Origin of the sequence: Rhizobium sp. BK181 (genome assembly GCF_014193305.1) — a bacterium.
Lineage (GTDB): Bacteria > Pseudomonadota > Alphaproteobacteria > Rhizobiales > Rhizobiaceae > Rhizobium.
Genome location: NZ_JACHZA010000002.1, coordinates 71,344 through 90,323, shown reverse-complemented (window position 1 = coordinate 90,323; position 18,980 = coordinate 71,344). Strand labels below are relative to the sequence as shown.

At 60.1% G+C, this 18,980-nt stretch carries 18 protein-coding genes and 1 pseudogene; 9 read left to right on the top strand and 10 right to left on the bottom strand.

What is annotated here, in order from left to right; translation table 11 throughout:
- Nucleotides 1–148: 148 nt before the first annotated feature.
- The 6 genes from FHT77_RS07895 to FHT77_RS07870 form a co-directional block, all read right to left on the bottom strand.
- A complete protein-coding gene (locus tag FHT77_RS07895) occupies nucleotides 149–565 on the bottom strand; it encodes a DoxX family protein (protein ID WP_183754066.1) in 417 nt (138 codons plus the stop codon).
- A gap of 29 nt (nucleotides 566–594) precedes the next feature.
- Entirely contained in the window at nucleotides 595–1,062 is a 468-nt protein-coding gene (locus tag FHT77_RS07890) for an SRPBCC family protein (protein ID WP_114713417.1), read from the bottom strand.
- A gap of 101 nt (nucleotides 1,063–1,163) precedes the next feature.
- Nucleotides 1,164–2,423 carry an RNA polymerase sigma factor gene (locus tag FHT77_RS07885; RefSeq protein WP_183754064.1) on the bottom strand — a complete coding sequence of 420 codons (1,260 nt, stop codon included), beginning with the start codon at nucleotides 2,421–2,423 and terminating at the stop codon, nucleotides 1,164–1,166.
- Nucleotides 2,420–2,794 carry a YciI family protein gene (locus tag FHT77_RS07880; protein WP_037132574.1) on the bottom strand — a complete coding sequence of 125 codons (375 nt, stop codon included), beginning with the start codon at nucleotides 2,792–2,794 and terminating at the stop codon, nucleotides 2,420–2,422. The genes FHT77_RS07885 and FHT77_RS07880 overlap by 4 nt, the downstream gene beginning before the upstream one ends.
- 199 nt (nucleotides 2,795–2,993) lie before the next feature.
- The gene (locus FHT77_RS07875; protein ID WP_183754062.1) at nucleotides 2,994–3,923 is read right to left on the bottom strand and encodes an MYG1 family protein; all 930 of its coding nucleotides are present in this window, start codon (nucleotides 3,921–3,923) and stop codon (nucleotides 2,994–2,996) included.
- Nucleotides 3,924–4,170: 247 nt separating this feature from the next.
- Nucleotides 4,171–4,941, bottom strand: a complete 771-nt coding sequence (locus FHT77_RS07870) for an SDR family NAD(P)-dependent oxidoreductase (RefSeq protein ID WP_183754060.1) — start codon at nucleotides 4,939–4,941, stop codon at nucleotides 4,171–4,173.
- Between the two features lie 219 nt (nucleotides 4,942–5,160).
- Here FHT77_RS07870 and FHT77_RS07865 point away from each other — a divergent pair, with 219 nt between their 5' ends.
- Nucleotides 5,161–6,123 (top strand): hypothetical protein, encoded by a 963-nt coding sequence (locus FHT77_RS07865; protein ID WP_183754058.1) that lies wholly within the window; start codon nucleotides 5,161–5,163, stop codon nucleotides 6,121–6,123.
- Nucleotides 6,124–6,252: 129 nt separating this feature from the next.
- On the top strand, nucleotides 6,253–7,275 hold the full coding sequence (locus FHT77_RS07860; RefSeq protein WP_183754056.1) for an acyltransferase family protein: 1,023 nt from the start codon (nucleotides 6,253–6,255) through the stop codon (nucleotides 7,273–7,275).
- Nucleotides 7,276–7,341: 66 nt separating this feature from the next.
- Here the strand turns inward: FHT77_RS07860 and FHT77_RS07855 are convergent.
- Nucleotides 7,342–7,488 (bottom strand): annotated as a pseudogene (locus FHT77_RS07855) (OsmC family peroxiredoxin); the annotation flags it as partial.
- Nucleotides 7,489–7,566: 78 nt separating this feature from the next.
- Here FHT77_RS07855 and FHT77_RS07850 point away from each other — a divergent pair.
- Nucleotides 7,567–8,649 (top strand): hypothetical protein, encoded by a 1,083-nt coding sequence (locus tag FHT77_RS07850; protein WP_312859734.1) that lies wholly within the window; start codon nucleotides 7,567–7,569, stop codon nucleotides 8,647–8,649.
- Between the two features lie 36 nt (nucleotides 8,650–8,685).
- Here the strand turns inward: FHT77_RS07850 and glpK are convergent, their stop codons facing one another.
- Nucleotides 8,686–10,179, bottom strand: a complete 1,494-nt coding sequence (gene glpK / locus FHT77_RS07845) for a glycerol kinase GlpK (protein WP_183754054.1) — start codon at nucleotides 10,177–10,179, stop codon at nucleotides 8,686–8,688.
- A 179-nt stretch (nucleotides 10,180–10,358) separates the two neighbouring features.
- Between glpK and FHT77_RS07840 the strand changes: the two genes are divergently transcribed.
- Genes FHT77_RS07840 through xdhB form a run of 3 tightly spaced genes read left to right on the top strand, consistent with a single transcriptional unit; the run spans nucleotide 10,359 to nucleotide 14,975 of the window.
- On the top strand, nucleotides 10,359–11,135 hold the full coding sequence (locus FHT77_RS07840) for a 3-hydroxybutyrate dehydrogenase (RefSeq protein WP_183754052.1): 777 nt from the start codon (nucleotides 10,359–10,361) through the stop codon (nucleotides 11,133–11,135).
- Nucleotides 11,136–11,169: 34 nt separating this feature from the next.
- Nucleotides 11,170–12,636 (top strand): xanthine dehydrogenase small subunit, encoded by a 1,467-nt coding sequence (gene xdhA / locus FHT77_RS07835; RefSeq protein WP_183754050.1) that lies wholly within the window; start codon nucleotides 11,170–11,172, stop codon nucleotides 12,634–12,636.
- Nucleotides 12,636–14,975 (top strand): xanthine dehydrogenase molybdopterin binding subunit, encoded by a 2,340-nt coding sequence (gene xdhB, locus FHT77_RS07830; protein WP_183754753.1) that lies wholly within the window; start codon nucleotides 12,636–12,638, stop codon nucleotides 14,973–14,975. Before xdhA ends, xdhB begins: the two co-directional genes overlap by 1 nt.
- A 41-nt stretch (nucleotides 14,976–15,016) precedes the next feature.
- Here the strand turns inward: xdhB and FHT77_RS07825 are convergent, their stop codons facing one another.
- Nucleotides 15,017–15,220: a hypothetical protein gene (locus FHT77_RS07825; protein ID WP_183754048.1), complete on the bottom strand. Its 204-nt coding sequence runs from the start codon at nucleotides 15,218–15,220 to the stop codon at nucleotides 15,017–15,019.
- Nucleotides 15,221–15,321: 101 nt separating this feature from the next.
- On the opposite strand from FHT77_RS07825, the gene FHT77_RS07820 reads away from it, so the two are divergent.
- Nucleotides 15,322–16,227, top strand: coding sequence for a LysR substrate-binding domain-containing protein (locus FHT77_RS07820; protein ID WP_183754046.1), 906 nt, complete (start codon nucleotides 15,322–15,324; stop codon nucleotides 16,225–16,227).
- On the opposite strand, the gene FHT77_RS07815 is transcribed toward FHT77_RS07820, so the two are convergent.
- Nucleotides 16,224–16,556 carry a hypothetical protein gene (locus tag FHT77_RS07815; RefSeq protein ID WP_016554797.1) on the bottom strand — a complete coding sequence of 111 codons (333 nt, stop codon included), beginning with the start codon at nucleotides 16,554–16,556 and terminating at the stop codon, nucleotides 16,224–16,226. The genes FHT77_RS07820 and FHT77_RS07815 overlap by 4 nt on opposite strands.
- A 748-nt stretch (nucleotides 16,557–17,304) precedes the next feature.
- Between FHT77_RS07815 and puuD the strand changes: the two genes are divergently transcribed.
- Both puuD and FHT77_RS07805 read left to right on the top strand, forming a co-directional pair.
- Nucleotides 17,305–18,543 (top strand): urate hydroxylase PuuD, encoded by a 1,239-nt coding sequence (puuD, locus tag FHT77_RS07810; protein ID WP_183754044.1) that lies wholly within the window; start codon nucleotides 17,305–17,307, stop codon nucleotides 18,541–18,543.
- Nucleotides 18,540–18,971, top strand: a complete 432-nt coding sequence (locus FHT77_RS07805) for a COG3650 family protein (protein ID WP_183754037.1) — start codon at nucleotides 18,540–18,542, stop codon at nucleotides 18,969–18,971. Before puuD ends, FHT77_RS07805 begins: the two co-directional genes overlap by 4 nt.
- The last annotated feature ends 9 nt before the right edge of the window (nucleotides 18,972–18,980 follow it).

The window sequence follows — 18,980 nt, the reverse complement described above, 5'->3', positions numbered from 1 at the left end:
TCGCATCCCGTTGAATCTACAGATGGAGATAAGGATGGAGCAGCCTCAGCGCAAATACAAATTCTGGAACCGATCGTTCGAGAATATCGATAAGCAGCATCGCCGCAACTTGGCATCGCGGCGAAATTCTATCCTGAAATCAATGACTTCAGAGCTTGAACGGAATCATTTTTCGAACGGCCTCGCACCTGAGATACAGGCCGCCCCAGGCAATCAGCCCGAGATAGACGCCGAACAGCAGGTGCGAGAAGATCGGGCTCCCAACACGCAGATGTGTGGCGATTGCGCCGCCGAGCAAACCGGTGAGCAGGATCGCGCCTAGCACCGACGTTCGTGGAATGGCGTAAAGCAGCGCGCATAGAAGCGTCACGATCCCGAGGCCGCGGGCAAGCATCGGATCTCCCGAATAGCCAAGCGCAGTCATCGTCTCCGTGACCGGCGCGATCGGCACCAGCTTGATCGCGCCGTCCAAAACCAGGAAGGCAACGATCAGGCCGCTCATGACTGTGCCGGTGACGGTCTGCCAGCGCGGAAGCTGGGTGCTTGAATCAACAATTGCAGACATACCTCGATCCCCCTGTTTCGATTCCGATTTCAGATTCTCGGAAGCAGCTCAGCAAGCTGATCGGCGCATTTGCCCCAGCCCTCATGGAAGCCCATCTGCTCGTGCTGCTCCTTGTCGGCTGCAGTCCAGTGTCTCGCCTTGGCGGTGTATTTCGTCCGCCCGTTGCCCAGGTCCTCCAACAGGATGATGCCGACGAAGAACGGCTTTTCGGACGGTACCCAGGAACTGGTAAAGGCGTCGGTAAAGACGATTTTCTCGTTTTCGACGATTTCGAGATAGACGCCGCGGTTGGGGAACTCCTGGCCCTCGGGGCTGCGCATGACGATGAGGTTCGAGCCGCCCGGTCGTGCATCGATCTGCGCGTCAGCAATGCTCCAGGGACGTGGCACAAACCATTCCTTCATCAGAACAGGATCGGTCCAGGCTTTGAAAATTTTCTCGCGCGGGGCATCGAATTCACGCACGAGAACCAGTTCGTGTTGAGCTTCCTCGGTCATTTCAGCATTCTCCTGTTGAACGAAACCTGTTTTCGATCAGGTTGTTACAAGGACGTGGGAGGTTTTCTGGTTCCGACAACCGGACAGGATCTTTTTGAAAATTATTTCGCGATCGGCTGAGCGGCGGAATGAACGAGGCTGTCTATCTGCTGGCGGATGTGGGCGGCCTCGGCTGCCGAGTGAGCCAGCGCGATGGCGCGATCAAATGCCTCGTGCGCCTCACGGGCGCGGCCGAGTTGCTTCAGCAGGCCGCCACGCAAACCGTGATAGTAGAAATAACCATCGAGCTTTTCGCCAAGCGTTTCGACAAGGGCCAACGCCTCCTCTGGCCCTTTAAGCTTGGAGACGGCAACGGCGCGGTTGAGCGTAATCACGGGCGACGGCTGAACACGCTCAAGCGCCCGGTAGAGCAGCTCGATTTCCTCCCAATCCGTATCTTCGGCACGCTTGGCGCGCGAATGCAGCGCGGCAATGGCCGCTTGCAGCTGGTAGGGCCCGGGCTGGCGATGACGGATCGCCTTGTCGAGCAACGCCAGGGCTTCGTTGATGAGCTCGCGGTTCCATAGCGAACGATCCTGATCCTCGAGCAACACGATGTCGTTTTCACCGTTGAAGCGGGCCTGGCGCCGTGAGATCTGCAGCAGCATCAGCGCCAACAGACCCATCAGCTCCGGCTCGCTGGGGAAAATGCGCAGCAGAAGCCGTGCAAGCCGGATCGCCTCGTCGCTGAAGGCGCAGGCCTCGTGCTTCGGATCGGCTTGGCTGTAGCCCTCGTTGAAGATGAGGTAGATCATCGTGCTGACGATCGAGAGTCGCTCGGCGCGCTCTTGCGCATCCGGCGTCTCGAAGGGCACACCGGCCTTGGCAACGCGCGCCTTGGCCCGCGTGATCCGTTGCTCCATGGCGCTTTCGCCAACGAGGAAGGCACGGGCGATCTGCTGCACGGTAAGTCCGGAGACGATGCGGAGCGCCAGTGCGATCTGTTGCGTAGCCGGCAGATCCGGATGGCAGCAGATGAACAGCAGTCGCAGGATATCGTCACGATAGTTGGAATCATCAAGCCGTTCGGCGATATCGCTTTCAGCGTCACTGGTGTCCGAGATCAGTTCCTCATCCGGAAGCGCCTGCGTCTTCGAGCGCTTGCGCACCGCGTCGATACCGCTGTTGCGGCCGACGAAGATCAGCCATGCCGTCGGATCGCGCGGCGGCCCCTTGTCCGGCCAGGTGCGGATGGCGCGCAGGCAGGCCTCCTGAAAGGCCTCCTCCGCAATATCGAGGTCGCGGAAGTATCTGAGCAGCGCGCCAAGCGCCTTCGGCCGGGCCGAAGCAAGCGTCACGTCGATCCAGGCAATGTCTGTCATGTCGAAGAATCTCCCGGCCGGAACACGTAGAACGGCCGAATTTCGTAAGAGGTCGAACCCGGATTGACTGCGGAAAGCTCCTTGGAGAAGGCGACGGCCTCCTCGAGAGTGTCGAAATCAACCACGTAAAAGCCGAGGAGCGCTTCCTTCGTTTCCGCGAAGGGACCGTCGAGAACGAGCGGTTCCTCTTTGCCCTTGCGCACGGTGGTCGCCGCCGTCGTCGGCATCAGCCGGCCGACCGGACCAAGCTTGCCGCGTTCGGCAAGGGGTGCCTGGACGGCGTAGAGCTTCGCCATCACGGCGTCCTCTTCCTCCTTGGTCCAGGAGAACACGGTTTCTTCATTGGCATAACAAAGGATTGCATAAAGCATCTCTTACTCCTCTTCCCGAATGACGAAGGAGTAGCGCGACATCCGACAGGACGCAGCAAAAAAATACAGCTTGGAGAAGGAGATGGCTAAACGTGCGGCGACTGAAGGAGGCCAGCGCAGCACAAGAGAAACAACCGGCCACGCGCTGCGCGGCCGTTGTGGCAGACATCTGTCAGAGCGAGCCCTTTTCAGGCCTGTCTCAGCTAGCGGCTCCGACGGCAAGGGCCTCTTGCACGGCCAACTCGGCCATCGCCAATGCGGCCTCGCGAGTCCGGGCAGCCGCCACGAAGCGGCCGTTGTGACAGAAGGTTGCGCCCTCGACGCCGCAGACAGCTTCGAGGTCGTGATTGGTCAGGCCGGCCCAGGCGGCCGGCAGATCCGCGCGAAGCTCGAACCCCTCGTCCCCACGACGAATCCCGGTAACGCACCAGTCCTTTTCTCGCGGGTGAACGACAAGCAGAAGATGATCGGCGCCCGCCTTGACGATCGCAGGGCGGAAAGGCATTCCCATCGGAAGCTCGAGAACGCGCCCCCGCCCCGCGCGCTCGATGGCCTCAAGGACAAGTGTCTCCGCCCGCAATTTGGCACCGCTTTGGGCGATCCTTGCCTCGACGAAACTGCGGGCAATCGCGACGGCGTCCTGAAATCTCCGATCATCGGCATTCGGATCAGTGTCGTCGAACACCGGCTTCAAAGTTTCGAGCAAAGCCGGCAGCGTCAGCCCGGCCAACGGCCCCGACGGGCTGAGGGCGCCGTTGTCCGTCAGGTCGATCGGCAGCACGAAGGCGAGATCGAACGAGGCATGCAATGCCTCGACGTGAGCTTCGGGAATGTCCGTGGCAACAAGGTAGTCGCGACCGTAATGCTTCCAAATCAGGCCGAACGAGCTATAGGGCTGCCCATCGTCGCGCAAAGGTGCGCCACGCTGATGGTGGTCGAAGATGCCCTGCGAGGCATCATACGCGCCGCCGACGTCATAGATGATCCGATCGGGGGCCGGTTTGATCCACTCCGGGGCTCTGCTCCGGATCACACGGGCCTGCGGGAAGAGCCGGGTCAGGATGACGCTCGACAGCACTTCATCGGCATGGAAGCCACCGGAATGAGTGACGAGGAAATCTGGAGTCATGCCAGGATGCACCTTGTTGTTTGCGAAAGCCGCTTGCGGTCGGCAGCACATACCTCTTGCTGATGGCTATCTCAACCCGTCACCGGTCCGGTTCTTGCTTTGATCCGGCGAGCAGCCAGCCTCTAGGTGCCTTACTTGCTGGGGATTGCCCCAAGGTTCAGGTTCCTGTCCTTGTCAAAGGCTACTCGCTATTGGGATGGCGACCTGCGTCGGCTGTTGGGGCATGGTCAGCGGGAGCGCCTCGATCTCAGGCGACGGACCATCCACCATCCACCAGCAGGTTCGCCCCGGTGATCAGGCTTGCCGCCGGTGATGCAAGGAAGACGACGGCGCCCACCACATCATCGGTTTCACCGATCCGGCCGAGCGGAATGTGATCGAGCGTCGCCTTGCGATTGTCGGTGTCGGACAAGAACGGTGCTGTACCGTCCGTGTGTATGAACGTCGGCGACACGGTATTTACGGTGACGTTATAGCGTGCCCATTCGGCTGCAAGGCAGCGCGTGAGGTGATTGATGGCCGCCTTGCTCATGCAATAGATTGCCTCGCCGCGCAGCGCCACGGTACCCGCCTGTGAGCTGATATTGATGATGCGCCCCCCATTGCGCTCGATCATGTGACGACCAACGGCCTGCGTCATCAGAAAGGTGCCCTTGATGTTGACGTCAAGTATCTCGTCAAGGTCTTTCTCTTCAACGAGTTCCGCGAGATTGCCCGGAGCCACGCCGACGTTGTTGACGAGGACGTCGATCCGGCCGAACGTAGCAAGTGCTGCGTCGACGGCTTCTCCGATATGGGCCTTGTTGGGAATCTCCAGTCTAACGGGGAGAACCTTTCGTCCCACACTTTCCAGTTCGGCAACAAGGGCCGCCGAGGCTGCGACATCCCGCACCCCCAAAACAATATCGGAGCCTGCTGCAGCACATGCAGCGGCACAAGCTCGACCGATGCCGCGGCTTGCTCCCGTCACCAAAGTCACCTTACCCGCAAGGCTGAAGTCCGGCGCATTCCTCTGCATGACGATACCTCCCTCGATGAACCTCATTTATGGCAGTGTCGGCGCGCGGATTCCAGACGTCCGCTCATGCTGGCATGGGCCAATATAAGCGATCCAGCTGTGGACATGAGCCTCCCGCCAAGTATCGCCACGCCTGCGCCATCAAGCCGCCCATTTTGCTCGGGATTGCTGAACCTCTCACGGCCATCCAGCGACCCCCAGAGAAATGTCGAGACTAGAATGAAGACCCCCCTCAGCCTGCTTGCCGCCTGCGCCCTTCTGTTTTGCATGCACAACACGACAAGTGCGGCATCTGCGCCGGAAAATTTCATCTACACCAGCTCTGGCGATCTTGAAGGGGCGAGCAAATTCATCAGCCGGCCGGACATCGGCGGCGTGCAGATCGTCTACAACTGGCGCCAGCTCGAGACGGCGAAGGGGCAATATGATTTTTCTGCCATCGAGGCCGATCTTGCCATCATCAAGCGTCTGAACAAGAAGCTCTTCATCCAAATCCAGGATCGCTTCTTCGAACCGAAAGCGAGAAACGTCCCTGACTACCTGATGGTCGACAAGGCGTATGGCGGCGGCATAACCGCGCAGTTCGACAATCCCGGCGATAGCAAGCCCGTTGGATCGGGCTGGGTGGCACAGCAATGGAACCCCGCTGTGCGCGAACGCTATCACGAGCTGCTGGCCGCCCTTGCCGCAAGGTTCGACGGCGAGGTCTACGGCGTCAATCTGCCGGAGACGGCAATCGATCTCGATCCGAAGCACGAACCGGATGGCTACAGCTGCGACGCCTACTTCCAGGCCGAGATGGAAAATCTCGCCTTCGCCCGTAAGGCCTTCAACAAGAGCAAAGTCGTCCAGTACGTCAATTTCTGGCCCTGCGAATGGGAAAACGACCACAACTATATGGGACGGCTTTTCGAGTTCGCGGCAAGGAATGACGTCGGTCTCGGCGGTCCGGATATCGTTCCGTACCGCAAGGGCCAGATGAAGAACTCTTATCCGTTCTTCAACAAATACAAGGGCAAGCTAGCCTTCGTCGGCCTCGCTGTGCAGGAACCGACTTTGACCTACAAGAATCCGAAGACGAAGAAGCCGTTCACCAAAGAGGAGTTCACCGCCTTCGCCGACGATTATCTAGGTGCCGACGTGATCTTCTGGAGTACCGCCACGCCGTGGCTGCGTCGCTGATGCGGGCGAAAGGCGGCGGCACTTAAAGCCGTACAATACACGCTCGCAGTGCAATTTTTTTCCCACCCCTCGTTTTTGACGCATTTGACCTATCTATCTCGCTGCATTGCACAAATCGGAGAGCGGCTATTGCAGCAGAAACCCCGCATCGATTGGCTGGATATCGCCAAGGGTATGTCCATCATTCTCGTGGTGATCTACCATACCCTCCTCTATCACGACTTCCACAACATCGCGCCCGACCTTTATGCCCGCCTGAGCAGCATCATGACGCCCATCCGGATGCCGTTGTTTTTCACGGTCTCCGGCTTTCTGGCAGCCTCCGCCATGCGCGCGCCATGGGGCGATTTCCTGCGTCGGAAGATCTGGCTGCTCGTCTATCTCTTCGCGATCTGGAGTACCGCCCGCTGGCTGTTCTTCCGTTACATCCAGACCAATGTCCTGGTGCCGACGGAAGGAAGCGATCCCTATCAATTGCTTGAAATGTGGTGGGCACCGAACACCGGCATATGGTTCATCTGGGCGCTCGCTATCTTCATGATCGCGACGAAGCTTCTCTCCTCTGTCCACCGCCCGACCGCAATGGCTCTCGCGGCGTCGCTATCGATCCTGACCTTCGGCGAGCACCTGCCGATCGATCTCTTCACCCATCGCAACGTGCTGCAGTATTTCGTCTTCTTTCTCTTCGGCTGCTGGTACGGAAAATCCGTGGTCGACGCGATCACGGAGCGGCCACTGCTGACCGCTTGCGCGGGTTTACTCATCTTCACCGCGCTCTACGGGCTGCGCTGGCGCCTGCAGGCCATTGAGAAAGGCAGTTGGGCGTTGGCCTCCTCCATCGCCGGCCTGGCATGGCTGTGCGGAACAGCTGCGCTGATGTCGCGCCTGCAGCCAGTGCGCCACGCCTTCTCCTACTTCGGACGGAACACGCTTCCCGTTTACGTGACCCACGTCATGATCGTCTCGCTTGTAGTCGCGATGGTCGCCACGATCGTTGGAAGCAGTGCTGCAAGTGGCTACATCACCGCGCCGCTAGTGGTCGTCTTTGCGATTGGTCTCTCCCTTGCGATCCGGGCAATCGCCGATCGCAGCGGCGCCGCCTGGCTCTATACGCCACCCACGCGGCGGCAGCGGCAGGCTGTTCCCGCTTGATCGTGGCTAGACAGCACGTTCGATCGAAACCGCCACGCCGCAGCGCAGGGAATTGGTCACCAGGGAGATCTCCTTTGCCAAAAGCTGCGCACCGTTGAAGCCGAGTCCCTGCCCCGCCGGCTTTCCCGTCAGGCGATCGACGACACTGGTATGCGACCCGGCCCATCCCAGCGCCGCCTGCGTGCCCTCGACATTCCGTAGCCCCACAGTCACCTAATCTTACCAACTCCTCAGTGGCTGAACAGCGGGTCCGAACGCGCCACAGTTTAGGGCGACGCGGCGGGAAACTCGGTGCATATTGTGCGCATCGACCCGACGGGAGACAAGGACATGGTGCCCTCACCGTATTTGAATGACCCCAAGGTCTACATCGATACCGACACCTTTATCGATCTCGTCAGCGAAAGGACACGGTGCCTGATCTGCTGTGAACCTCTCAACGGCAAAGTGGCCAATCGGGAACACGTCCTGCCCAAATGGATCCTGCGGAAGTACGACCTTTATGACAAGGAAATCACTCTCCCGCATGATTACAAGGCCAGACAGTACGGCGGCCATACGATGCCCTGCTGCAAGGATTGCAATTCGTTGCTTGGAAAGAAGCTCGAGCAGCCAGTGCGACAACTGACACAAGGGGGCTATGCGAAGCTCCAGCGGCGTCTCGACGAGAACGGCCAACGCCTGCTGTTTACCTGGCTTTCCTGGGTCTTCCTGAAGTTCCTGATCAAGGACGGCGCCATCCCAATCAACCCGGATCAGCGGGTACAGGCCGTCATGCAGGACAAGGATACCGACTGGACGACGCTCCATCACATCCATTGCCTCGCCCGCTCTCCCTACACCGGAGCACACCTCTCGCCGGAGGTCCTCGGTTCGGTCGTCATTCTGGCGATTGACGACGACCGCTATCGCGAGGACTTCGACCTGATAACCGTTCACGAGACGCAGACAATCATGGTTCGCCTGGGCGATCTCGCCATCATCGCCAACTTGAGCGACAGCGGCCGGTCGATGGATATCGTGCATCGCTTCGTCCTGCCCGCAAGGCAGGAGAGGTTCACCGTCCTGCAGGCTCTGGAAATCTGCGCCGACATGGCGGTAACGACCACGCGGATCGAGAACAAGCCGGTCTACTTCACGCGTATCGACCGGGCCACTGGCCACCCTTCAATCCACGCAGACCTACCTGTCTACGAGGCGAACCCCGTCGATCCGGACACGCGCGCCGCAATATTCGAGCTCGTCTACAGAGAGCATTTGCCTCACCTGAAAATAGCGGGCAGCGACATGTCGGCTCTGCAGGCCATCAGGGAAAACCGTCTGACATTTCTGGAACATCGCATCAGCCGAGCGACCGGAGAAATACGGGAATAGACGCCCGCCTGCCTGCTCCGGAAACGATCGCGCTCGTCACACATCGGCGATCGTGCGCTTGACCGCACTACGCCAGCCCTTGAGCTTTGCCGCGCGCGTCTTCTCGTCCATAGCCGGCTCGAAGCGGTGGTTGCGTTGCCAACTCTTGGCAAAGCCTCCGCGATCCGGCCAGACGCCTGCCTTGCTGCCGGCAAGCCAGGCGGCGCCGAGCGCCGTGGTTTCGAGGATAACGGGCCGGTCGACCGGCGCGTCGAGAATGTCGGCGAGCCGTTGCATCGTCCAGTCGGACGCGACCATGCCGCCATCGACGCGAAGAACGGTGTTGTCCACACCGCCCTTCCAATCCTTGTGCATGGCATCGAGCAGGTCGCGCGACTGGTAGCAAACCGCTTCGAGTGCGGCGCGTGCGAACTCCTTCGGGCCGCTGTTGCGCGTTAGACCAAACATCGCGCCGCGGGCGTTTGCATCCCAATGCGGTGCACCGAGACCGGTGAACGCGGGAACCAGATAGACGTCCTGCGTCGGATCCGCGGCGTCGGCGAGCTCGCCAGTGCGCGAGGCCGTATCGATGATGCCAAGCCCGTCACGAAGCCACTGCACGGCCGCGCCCGCAATAAAGATCGAGCCTTCGAGCGCGTAGGTCGTCTCGCCGTTCAGCCGGTAGGCGATCGTCGTCAGCAACCGGTTCTTCGAGCGAACAATGTCGCTGCCAGTGTTGAGCAGCGCAAAGCAACCGGTGCCGTAGGTCGACTTCATCATGCCGGGCTCGAAGCAGGCCTGCCCGATGGTCGCGGCATGCTGGTCGCCGGCGACACCAAGGATCGGGATCTCCGCTCCAAGTATCCGCTTCTCGGTTGTACCGAAATCGTCTGCACAGTCCTTCACCTCGGGTAGCATCGCCGCCGGAACCCGCAGGATATCAAGGAGATCCTTGTCCCAGCTGTTGTCGGCAATGTTGTACATCAGTGTGCGGGAGGCGTTCGTCGCATCGGTCGCGAACACCTTGCCGCCCGTCAGCCGCCAGATCAGAAAGGTATCGACCGTGCCGAAGCACAATTCTCCCTTGGCGGCACGTGCCCGCGCACCCTTGACGTTGGCGAGCAGCCACGAAAGCTTGGTGCCGGAGAAATATGGATCAAGGAGAAGGCCGGTCTTCCTGGTGAAGGTCCTTTCAAGATCTTGCCGCTTCAGCTTGTCGCAATAGCTTGCCGTGCGGCGATCCTGCCAGACGATCGCGTTGTGGATCGGCTTGCCGCTCTCACGCTCCCAGACAACGACCGTTTCGCGCTGGTTTGTAATACCGAGCGCCTGGATGTCCGTTGCCTCGATCCTAGCTTCGCGGATTGCCATCTTGATCGTCGAGACGACAGAATCCCAGATTTCCTCCGGATCGTGCTCCACCCAGCCGGACTGAGGATAGATCTGGCGGAACTCTTTCTGGCCCGCACCGGCGATCTGCATGTCGCCGTCGAAGACGATCGCCCGGGTCGATGTCGTCCCCTGATCGATTGCCAGAACATATCCGCTCATGCTTGTCCCCCCCGCTGATCGCGATTGTCGGGAGAAATCAATAGGACAGGAGGGCGGGCGAGGAAAGAACCCCGCCTCTCTTCGACACAAGAGATTTGGCATCAGCGCAATTGCCAGCAACGATGCTTTGCGCATAACCTCATCTCTATTGCGTCGCAAAATGGCTTGAGGAGAAGAGAATGGCCAGAACAGTCGTCGTCACCGGATCCACCAGCGGCATCGGCCTTGCGATCGCGACAGCCTTCGCTAGCAAGGGCGACAATATCGTCATCAACGGCTTCGGAAAGCCTGAGGAAATCAAGGCGATAATCGAGAAACTTGAATCGACCTCGGAGGCGAAGGTTATCCACCATCCGGCAGACATGACGAAGCCGGTTGAAATCACGGATCTGATCGAAACAGGCGCCAAGACCTTCGGCAGCGTCGATGTGCTGGTTAACAATGCCGGGATTCAGCATGTCGAGAAGATCGAGGATTTCCCGATCGAAAAGTGGGACCAGATTATTGCGATCAACCTGTCGAGTTCGTTTCATACAATGCGGGCCGCTATTCCGCTGATGAAGACAAAAAAGCAGGGCCGCATCATCAACATCGCCTCTGCGCATGGCCTGGTCGCGTCGCCATTCAAATCCGCCTATGTCGCGGCAAAGCATGGTATATTGGGCCTGACGAAGACGGCGGCGCTGGAGCTTGCCGAGTTTGGCGTGACCGTGAACGCAATCTGCCCGGGCTACGTGCTGACGCCTCTCGTCGAGAAGCAGATACCGGATACGGCGAAGGCACGCGGCATCACCGAGGAGCAGGTCAAGACTGACGTGATCCTCAAGGCCCAGCCGACGCATGAATTCGTCAAGGCGGAAGAGATTGGCGCGCTGGCTCTCTATCTCGCAAGCGACGAAGCCCGGCAGGTAACCGGCACCCACATCTCGATTGACGGTGGCTGGACCGCGGCATAACCATTCAAAATAAAGATAAAAACCAGGGAACGACATGAACGACAGCATCCGCTTCATCCTGAATGGCGAGGACGTCTCGCTCAGCGCTGTCCGACCGACCGAGACTCTTCTTGACTATCTTCGGTTGAAGCGCCGGCTGATGGGCACGAAAGAAGGATGCGCGGAAGGCGATTGTGGCGCCTGCACCGTCCTCGTCGGACGGCTGATCGACGGCAAGCTGCACTACGAGTCCGTCAATGCCTGCATCCGCTTCATGGGATCGCTGAACGCCACCCATGTCGTCACGGTCGAGCATCTGGCCGCCAAGGATGGCACGCTTCATCCGGTACAGCAGGCAATGGTCGATTGCCACGGTTCGCAGTGCGGGTTCTGCACGCCAGGCTTCATCATGTCGATGTATGGTCTCTGGCTTTCCAACGACAAGCCGAGCCGGGCCGACATCGAAAAGGCACTGCAAGGCAATCTCTGTCGTTGCACCGGTTACGAGCCGATCGTGAAAGCCGCCGAGCAGGTGAGCCACACCCGCCCGAGCGCGCTCTTCGACCCGCTCGAGAAGACCCGCTCCGAGATCATTTCGCGCCTCTGGGCGATGCGGACCAGCCAGACCATTTCGATCACCACGGCAGAGGGCCGGCTGGTCGTCCCGGCCTCGCTGGACGCGCTGGCGCGCGTTCTGGCCGAGGAACCAAACGCCACCATTGTTGCCGGCTCTACCGATGTCGGGCTCTGGGTGACCAAGCAGATGCGTGCCTTGGATCCGGTTGTCTTCATCAACCATCTGACCGATCTGCAGTCGATCACCGCGGGCGATGGCGGTTTTACCATCGGCGCAGGCGTCACCTACAGCCGCGCCTTCGAGATCATTGCCAAGAAGGTGCCCACACTTGGCCGTCTCATCGACCGTATCGGCGGCGATCAGGTCCGCAACATGGGCACGATCGGCGGCAATATCGCGAACGGTTCGCCGATCGGCGATACGCCGCCACCCTTGATCGCCCTAGGCGCCACGGTGACGCTGCGCTCTGTTGCGGGTCCGCGGATGCTGCGGCTCGAGGACTTCTTCATCGCTTACGGCAAGCAGGATCGGCGTCCCGGCGAATTCGTCGAGAGCATCTTCGTACCCTATCCCGCCGAGGACACGCGATTTGCCGTCTACAAGATCACCAAGCGCCGCGATGAGGACATCACCGCGGTTCTCGGCGCATTCTATCTGACGCTGGACGGCGAAGGCGACGTCAACGACATCCGGATTGCCTTTGGTGGCATGGCGGCAACGCCGAAGCGCGCGCGCCACGTCGAGAACGCGCTGATGGGCAAACCTTGGAACGAACAGACGATCGAGGCGGTGCGGGCCGAGTTCGATGCCGACTTCCAGCCACTGACCGACTGGCGCGCAACGGCCGAATATCGCCAACTGACGGCGAAGAACCTGCTGATGCGCTTTTTCCTGGAAACATCAGGAACGCCGGCTGAACTCCACCGCTTCGAAGAGGTGGCATGATGGACAAGTCGACCTTCGGCGACCCCAAATTCATCATCAACGGCGCCATGCACGACGCGCAGCGCCACGATTCCGCACACAAGCATGTCACCGGCTCTGCCGATTACATCGATGACCTGCCTGAGCCTGTCGACCTGCTGCACGGCGCCTTGGGCCTGTCAGACCGAGCCCACGCCGAGATCGTCAGCATGGACCTCTCTGAGGTCGAGGCCACACGAGGCGTCATCTGGGTGTTCACCGGCAAGGACGTCCCGGGCGTCAACGACGTCAGTTCAAACGGTAGCCACGATGAACCGTTACTCGCGGAACAAAAGGTCGAATTCCACAACCAACCGATTTTTGCCGTCATTGCCGAGACGCGCGAGATTGCCCGGCGAGCCGCCCGCAAGGCGAAGATCGAATACCGCGAGCTGCCGCATTGGAGCGATATCGACGGCGCGCTTGCCAACGGCAGCCCGCTCGTCATCACACCGATGACCCTGCAGCGCGGCGATGCGAAAACGGAAATGGAAAACGCGGCGCGGCGCCTGAAGGGCCAAATGCGGATCGGCGGCCAGGAGCATTTCTATCTCGAAAGCCATGTCGCCATGGCGATTCCCGGCGAGGACGACGAGGTTACGGTCTGGTCGTCAACCCAGCATCCGAGTGAGATCCAACACATCGTCGGCCACGTCCTCGATATCCCATCGAATGCGGTGACGGTGAACGTTCGCCGCATGGGTGGCGGCTTCGGCGGCAAGGAAACGCAGGGCAACCAGTTTGCAGCCCTTGCTGCAATCGCCGCCAAGAAGCTGAAGCGTGCCATCAAGTTCCGGCCCGACCGCGACGAGGATATGGCTGCTACCGGCAAGCGCCACGATTTTCTCGTCGATTATGAACTGGGCTTCGACGACGATGGGCGGATCCACGCCGTCGATGCCACCTACGCCGCCCGCTGCGGCTTCTCGTCCGACCTCTCCGGGCCGGTGACCGACCGCGCGCTGTTTCATGCGGATTCCAGCTACTTCTACCCGCATGTTCACCTGGCATCGAAGCCGCTGAAAACGCACACCGTCTCGAACACCGCCTTCCGCGGCTTCGGCGGCCCCCAAGGCATGCTCGGTGCTGAACGCTTCATCGAAGAAATTGCCTACGCCGTCGGCAAGGATCCGCTCGAAATCCGCAAACTCAACTTCTACGGACAGCCCGGTTCGGGTCGCACGCTCACCCCCTATCACCAGGAGGTCGAAGACAACATCATCGGCCGCATCGTCGATGAGCTGGAGGAAAGCGCCGACTATCAGGCGCGCCGCAACGCAATCATCGAGTTCAACCGCAACAGCCGCTTCATCCGCAAGGGCATCGCGCTGACGCCAGTGAAGTTCGGCATTTCCTTCACCTTGACGGCCTTCAACCAGGCCGGCGCTCTTGTGCATGTCTATCAGGATGGCTCGATCCACCTGAACCATGGCGGCACGGAGATGGGCCAGGGTCTCTACACGAAGGTGGCGCAGGTGCTGGCCGACAGCTTCCAGGTCGACATCGAGCGGGTGAAGATCACAGCCACGACCACAGGCAAGGTGCCGAATACCTCGGCCACGGCGGCGTCGTCCGGATCGGATCTGAACGGCATGGCGGCTTACGATGCCGCCCGCCAGATCAAGGAACGGCTGGTCGCCTTTGCCGCCGAGAAATGGGCGGTGCCGCCAAAGGATGTCGTCTTCCTGCCGAACCGTGTACGAGTCGGCGACAAGGAATTCGCCTTCCCTGACCTCATCAAGCAGGCATATTTTGCTCGCGTCCAGCTTTCCGCCGCGGGCTTCTACAAGACGCCCAAGATCCATTGGGATCGCGCGGCCGGCCGAGGCACTCCGTTCTACTACTACTCCTACGGCGCCGCCTGCTCGGAAGTGTCGATCGATACGCTGACCGGCGAATACATGATTGAACGCACCGATATCCTGCACGATGTCGGGCGCTCGCTGAACCCGGCGATCGATATCGGCCAGGTCGAAGGTGCTTTCGTGCAGGGCATGGGCTGGCTGACGACCGAAGAATTGTGGTGGGACGAAAAAGGCAGGCTGCGGACACATGCGCCCTCGACTTACAAGATTCCTCTCGCCTCCGATCGCCCGAAGAGCTTCAACGTCCGGCTGGCGGAATGGTCGGAAAATACGGAAGCCACCATCGGCCGCTCAAAGGCAGTCGGCGAACCACCGTTCATGCTGGCGATTTCGGTGCTGGAAGCACTCTCGATGGCTGTCGCCAGTGTTGCGAACTATAAGGTTTGCCCTCGGCTCGACGCGCCAGCAACACCCGAGCGCGTGCTGATGGCCGTCGAGCGAATGAAGCAGGCCTGAGAAAAGGAAGCACTCAAGCGCTGCCTTTTCTCAGTTGACGCCTACTGCCAGAACTCCCTGTCGAAACGCGGCTCCCGCCCGTCCAGGAAACCGAGGTCGCGCTTGACGCGATCAGGCATGCCTTCGAGGTCCTGCCGGTCCCATTCCGAAAACCGCCGCAGCAGTCTGCGGCCAAGGCCTGAGAGCCAATTGGAAGTCTCGGAAACCCTCGCATGACTCTTGTGCTCGATAACGACGCAATCCATAACATCACCTCAACAATCTGATCCGTTGGGTTGCAGATTGCGCCAATAAATGCTGCAATTCCAATCGAACAATCGTTGGAACGCATAAAGAGAACTTATCCATGAAGCTGTCAAAGCAGTTTCCTTTGAACGCCCTGCGGGTCTTCGAGGCCGTGGCGCGGCTCGGCAGCTTTACGCGTGCAGGCGAAGAACTCGGCATGACGCAGACCGCCGTTAGCTACCAGGTAAAACTACTGGAGGAGAATGTCGGCGAGCCGCTGTTCCTGCGTCGTCCACGCCACATCAGCCTGACCGAGACCGGAGAACGGCTGGCCCCGCAGGTGACCGAAGCTTTCGAAATGCTGCAACTCGCCATGGCCGAGGCGCGTGGGGAAACAGAGGTAACCCTACAGATCACCTGCCTGGCGACGTTCGCGTCCCAATGGCTTGCGCGCAAGCTTGGCAATTTTCAGCTCGCCAATCCGAATATCGCCGTGCGGCTCAGCACCACGGATTCGCTGGTCGATTTCGGCCGCGAAGCAGTCGATGTCGGCATCCGCTCAGGCAGGGGAGAATGGCCGGGGCTGCGGGCGGACAAACTGATGGACGTCTATTTCACCCCTATGCTGAGTCCGGCACTTGCGGAAAGTATCGGCGGGATTCACGAGCCCGCCGACCTCTTAAAGCTTCGGATTTTCGATCCCACCGATCCTTGGTGGCACCAATGGCTCGAAGCTGCGGGCGTACCGATTCCCAGCTTCGAGAAGAGAAGCACGAGCTTTTATGGCGCCCAGGCCTATGAGGCCGCGGCCGCGGTGGCCGGCCAGGGCGTTGCGATCCTTACACCTGACTTCTATCCGGAGGAACTTGCGAGCGGGAAGCTGATCCGTCCATTCGAGCTTCAATGCACCGATGGCCGCGGCTACTGGCTGGCTTATCCGGAGAACCGCCGCAACGTCCCTAAGATCAAGGCCTTCCGAAACTGGATTCTTGCTGAAATGAACGTCGTCGGGACCAGCGGCAGCTAATAACCCATCTGAGGCGCGTAGAAGCAGCGTGGCGTGTCCTCGTTCGGGAACAGACAAAGGTGATAGTCGCCATCACCGGAACGCATTGCCTTGCCCATGGGAAGAAGGAAGACATGTGCGTGTGTAACAAGCCTATGATCACCCGGTAGCAGCGTGACCCGATATCCGTGCGGTGTGATCGCGACGCTCTTGGGAGGAATCATCTGACAGTCCCCGTTCTCGCTGTCGCCATTGCAACAAAAGGGCTCATAGCTCCAACCCGACGGCGCATCGTGCGCGTAGGCACAGGATGCAAATGCAATCATCACACACACAAGAATGCTGCGCATTGGCATCATCTCCGTCGATGAATGCGCCGTCGGAATGGCGTGATTCTCACCTCATTCCGACGGCCTCAAAACTGAAATTGTAATCGAACCGTGACATTTCAAGCCACTTTCCATGCTGCAAAGCGGCGTCGACACACGCACTTTGAACCGCGCTTTACCATTCCGCGTGCTTGCGAACGGCGGCCCGCAAGCACGCTTCGTGATCGACCCGATCACGACCATCAGGAGAGCATCCGATGCAAAAGCGTCGACATCTTGGCTTGCCACCTATTCTTTTTGACGCGCTCCTGCTCGGAGCGCGGGAACACCTGTTCCCGAAAAAGGCTTTGGGGGCGAAAGAGCCCGATCGGCTTGCCATCTCAGCGGCCAATCCAAGGGCCTTGATATGGTTTGCATATTACAATGCCGATCAAGCTTGGCCCTTCGCCCCGATCCGGGAGCAGGACAGCGGCCCGATGCCTGCCTCAAGCCGCTGAAAGCGACGGGTGCCGAGTGCTGTTTGGGTCTCTAGGCGCAACCGAGCACGGCGAGAATGGCGGGAGACCCCCTGAACGCCGAGCAAGCAGTCGGAGCTTCGAACGCCGCGAGCTTTGCGTGTGTACCTGGTCCGAACGGGGCATTTTCACAAGTTCGTTACTGCGAGGGATGCTGGCCCGCTTACTGTTGATGCTCAACCGACGCTTATCCCCTTTCCTCGGGACGCCACTTTCTGCAATGTGATGAGTCGAGGGAAGTACAGGGGAACTCAATGTATGAATATGCCATCGCGTGGGAATGGCTGGCCTTTGCGGCCCGCTGGTTCCACGTCATTACCGCGATTGCCTGGATCGGCTCGTCCTTTTATTTTATTGCGCTCGACCTCGGGTTGGTAAAACGGCCGCACCTTCCGCCCGGAGCCTATGGCGAGGAGTGGCAGGTGCACGGTGGCGGCTTCTACCACATCCAGAAGTATCTCGTGGCCCCGGCGCAGATGCCGGAACACCTGACCTGGTTCAAGTACGAGAGCTATTTCACCTGGCTCTCCGGCTTCCTGATGCTCTGCATCGTCTACTATGGCGGTGCCGACCTCTTCCTCATCGACCGCCATGTGCTCGACATCAGCGCGCCTGTGGCGATCCTGATCTCGCTTGCCTCGCTCGCCGTCGGCTGGATCGTCTACGATCTCTTGTGCAAATCGCCGCTCGGCAAGAACACCTGGGGCCTGATGGCGGTGCTCTACGCCGTGATCGTCTTCATGGGCTGGGGCTATACGCAGCTCTTCACCGGCCGCGCCGCCTTCCTGCATCTCGGCGCCTTCACGGCGACGATCATGTCGGCCAACGTCTTCATGATCATCATCCCGAACCAGAAGATCGTCGTCGCCGACCTGATCGCGGGGCGCACGCCCGATGCGAAGTATGGCGCGATCGCCAAGCAGCGTTCGCTTCATAACAACTATCTGACGCTGCCTGTCATCTTCTTCATGCTGTCGAACCATTATCCGCTGGCTTTCGGCACCGCCTATAACTGGGTAATAGCAGCTCTTGTTTTCCTGATGGGCGTGACCATCCGCCACTGGTTCAACACGACGCATGCCCGCAAGGGCCGTCCGACCTGGACCTGGATCGTGACCGTCATCCTTTTCATCCTGATCATGTGGCTGTCGACGGTGCCGAAGGTGCTGACAGGCGAGAAAGACGCCCAGGCCGTCGCTTCCGCGTTCCAGCAATTCGCCGGCGACGCGCATTTCCCCGCAGTCAAGCAGCTTGTCGGCACGCGCTGTTCCATGTGCCATGCCGCCGAGCCTGTCTATGAGGGGCTGGCGCGACCGCCGAAGGATGTCGTTCTGGAAACCGATGCGGAAATTGCCGCTCATGCGCGCGAGATCTATATACAGGCAGGCCGCAGCCACGCCATGCCACCCGGCAACGTGACCGACATCACCCCGGACGAACGCAAGCTGTTGGTCGCCTGGTTTGAAAGCGCAGTCGAAGGCAAGCAGGAATGATGTCAGCCGCCCTTCGCGTCATGCTCCTCGCCTCCACCCTGACCGCTTGCGGCCAGAGCGGCGCAGACGCGACTACGGCGAAGGGCAGTCCGGCAGCAGCCACAGGGGATTTTGACGGCGACCTCAACGCCCTCGGCACTGAGCCCTTCTGGGCGATCAAGATACGCGCCGACGGCATCACCGTCAGCCGCCCGGGTGTGGAGGACATCAAGAGCGCCAACTCCGGCCCGGCAATCGAGAAGGATAGCGCCACCTGGACAATCGCCGGCGGACCTGCTCCCCTCAGGCTGACACTAACCAAGGGGGCTTGCTCGGACGGGATGTCTGACCGTCACTACCCACTCAACGCAGTTCTGGCATTCGGAGACAAGACCATGTACGGCTGCGCCGCCACACCGGCGGCCATCGCCGCCCAGCCGGCGCCCTGATGCATTCGA

Coding starts and splice junctions, on each gene's coding strand:
- xdhB (WP_183754753.1), top strand. CDS start 12,636: ATGGACAAGTCGACCTTCGGCGACCCCAAATTCATCATCAACGGCGCC.
- FHT77_RS07890 (WP_114713417.1), bottom strand. CDS start 1,062: ATGACCGAGGAAGCTCAACACGAACTGGTTCTCGTGCGTGAATTCGAT.
- FHT77_RS07870 (WP_183754060.1), bottom strand. CDS start 4,941: ATGCAGAGGAATGCGCCGGACTTCAGCCTTGCGGGTAAGGTGACTTTG.
- FHT77_RS07880 (WP_037132574.1), bottom strand. CDS start 2,794: ATGCTTTATGCAATCCTTTGTTATGCCAATGAAGAAACCGTGTTCTCC.
- xdhA (WP_183754050.1), top strand. CDS start 11,170: ATGAACGACAGCATCCGCTTCATCCTGAATGGCGAGGACGTCTCGCTC.
- FHT77_RS07875 (WP_183754062.1), bottom strand. CDS start 3,923: ATGACTCCAGATTTCCTCGTCACTCATTCCGGTGGCTTCCATGCCGAT.
- glpK (WP_183754054.1), bottom strand. CDS start 10,179: ATGAGCGGATATGTTCTGGCAATCGATCAGGGGACGACATCGACCCGG.
- FHT77_RS07895 (WP_183754066.1), bottom strand. CDS start 565: ATGTCTGCAATTGTTGATTCAAGCACCCAGCTTCCGCGCTGGCAGACC.
- FHT77_RS07840 (WP_183754052.1), top strand. CDS start 10,359: ATGGCCAGAACAGTCGTCGTCACCGGATCCACCAGCGGCATCGGCCTT.
- FHT77_RS07820 (WP_183754046.1), top strand. CDS start 15,322: ATGAAGCTGTCAAAGCAGTTTCCTTTGAACGCCCTGCGGGTCTTCGAG.
- FHT77_RS07805 (WP_183754037.1), top strand. CDS start 18,540: ATGATGTCAGCCGCCCTTCGCGTCATGCTCCTCGCCTCCACCCTGACC.
- puuD (WP_183754044.1), top strand. CDS start 17,305: ATGTATGAATATGCCATCGCGTGGGAATGGCTGGCCTTTGCGGCCCGC.
- FHT77_RS07815 (WP_016554797.1), bottom strand. CDS start 16,556: ATGCGCAGCATTCTTGTGTGTGTGATGATTGCATTTGCATCCTGTGCC.
- FHT77_RS07865 (WP_183754058.1), top strand. CDS start 5,161: ATGAAGACCCCCCTCAGCCTGCTTGCCGCCTGCGCCCTTCTGTTTTGC.
- FHT77_RS07825 (WP_183754048.1), bottom strand. CDS start 15,220: ATGGATTGCGTCGTTATCGAGCACAAGAGTCATGCGAGGGTTTCCGAG.
- FHT77_RS07885 (WP_183754064.1), bottom strand. CDS start 2,423: ATGACAGACATTGCCTGGATCGACGTGACGCTTGCTTCGGCCCGGCCG.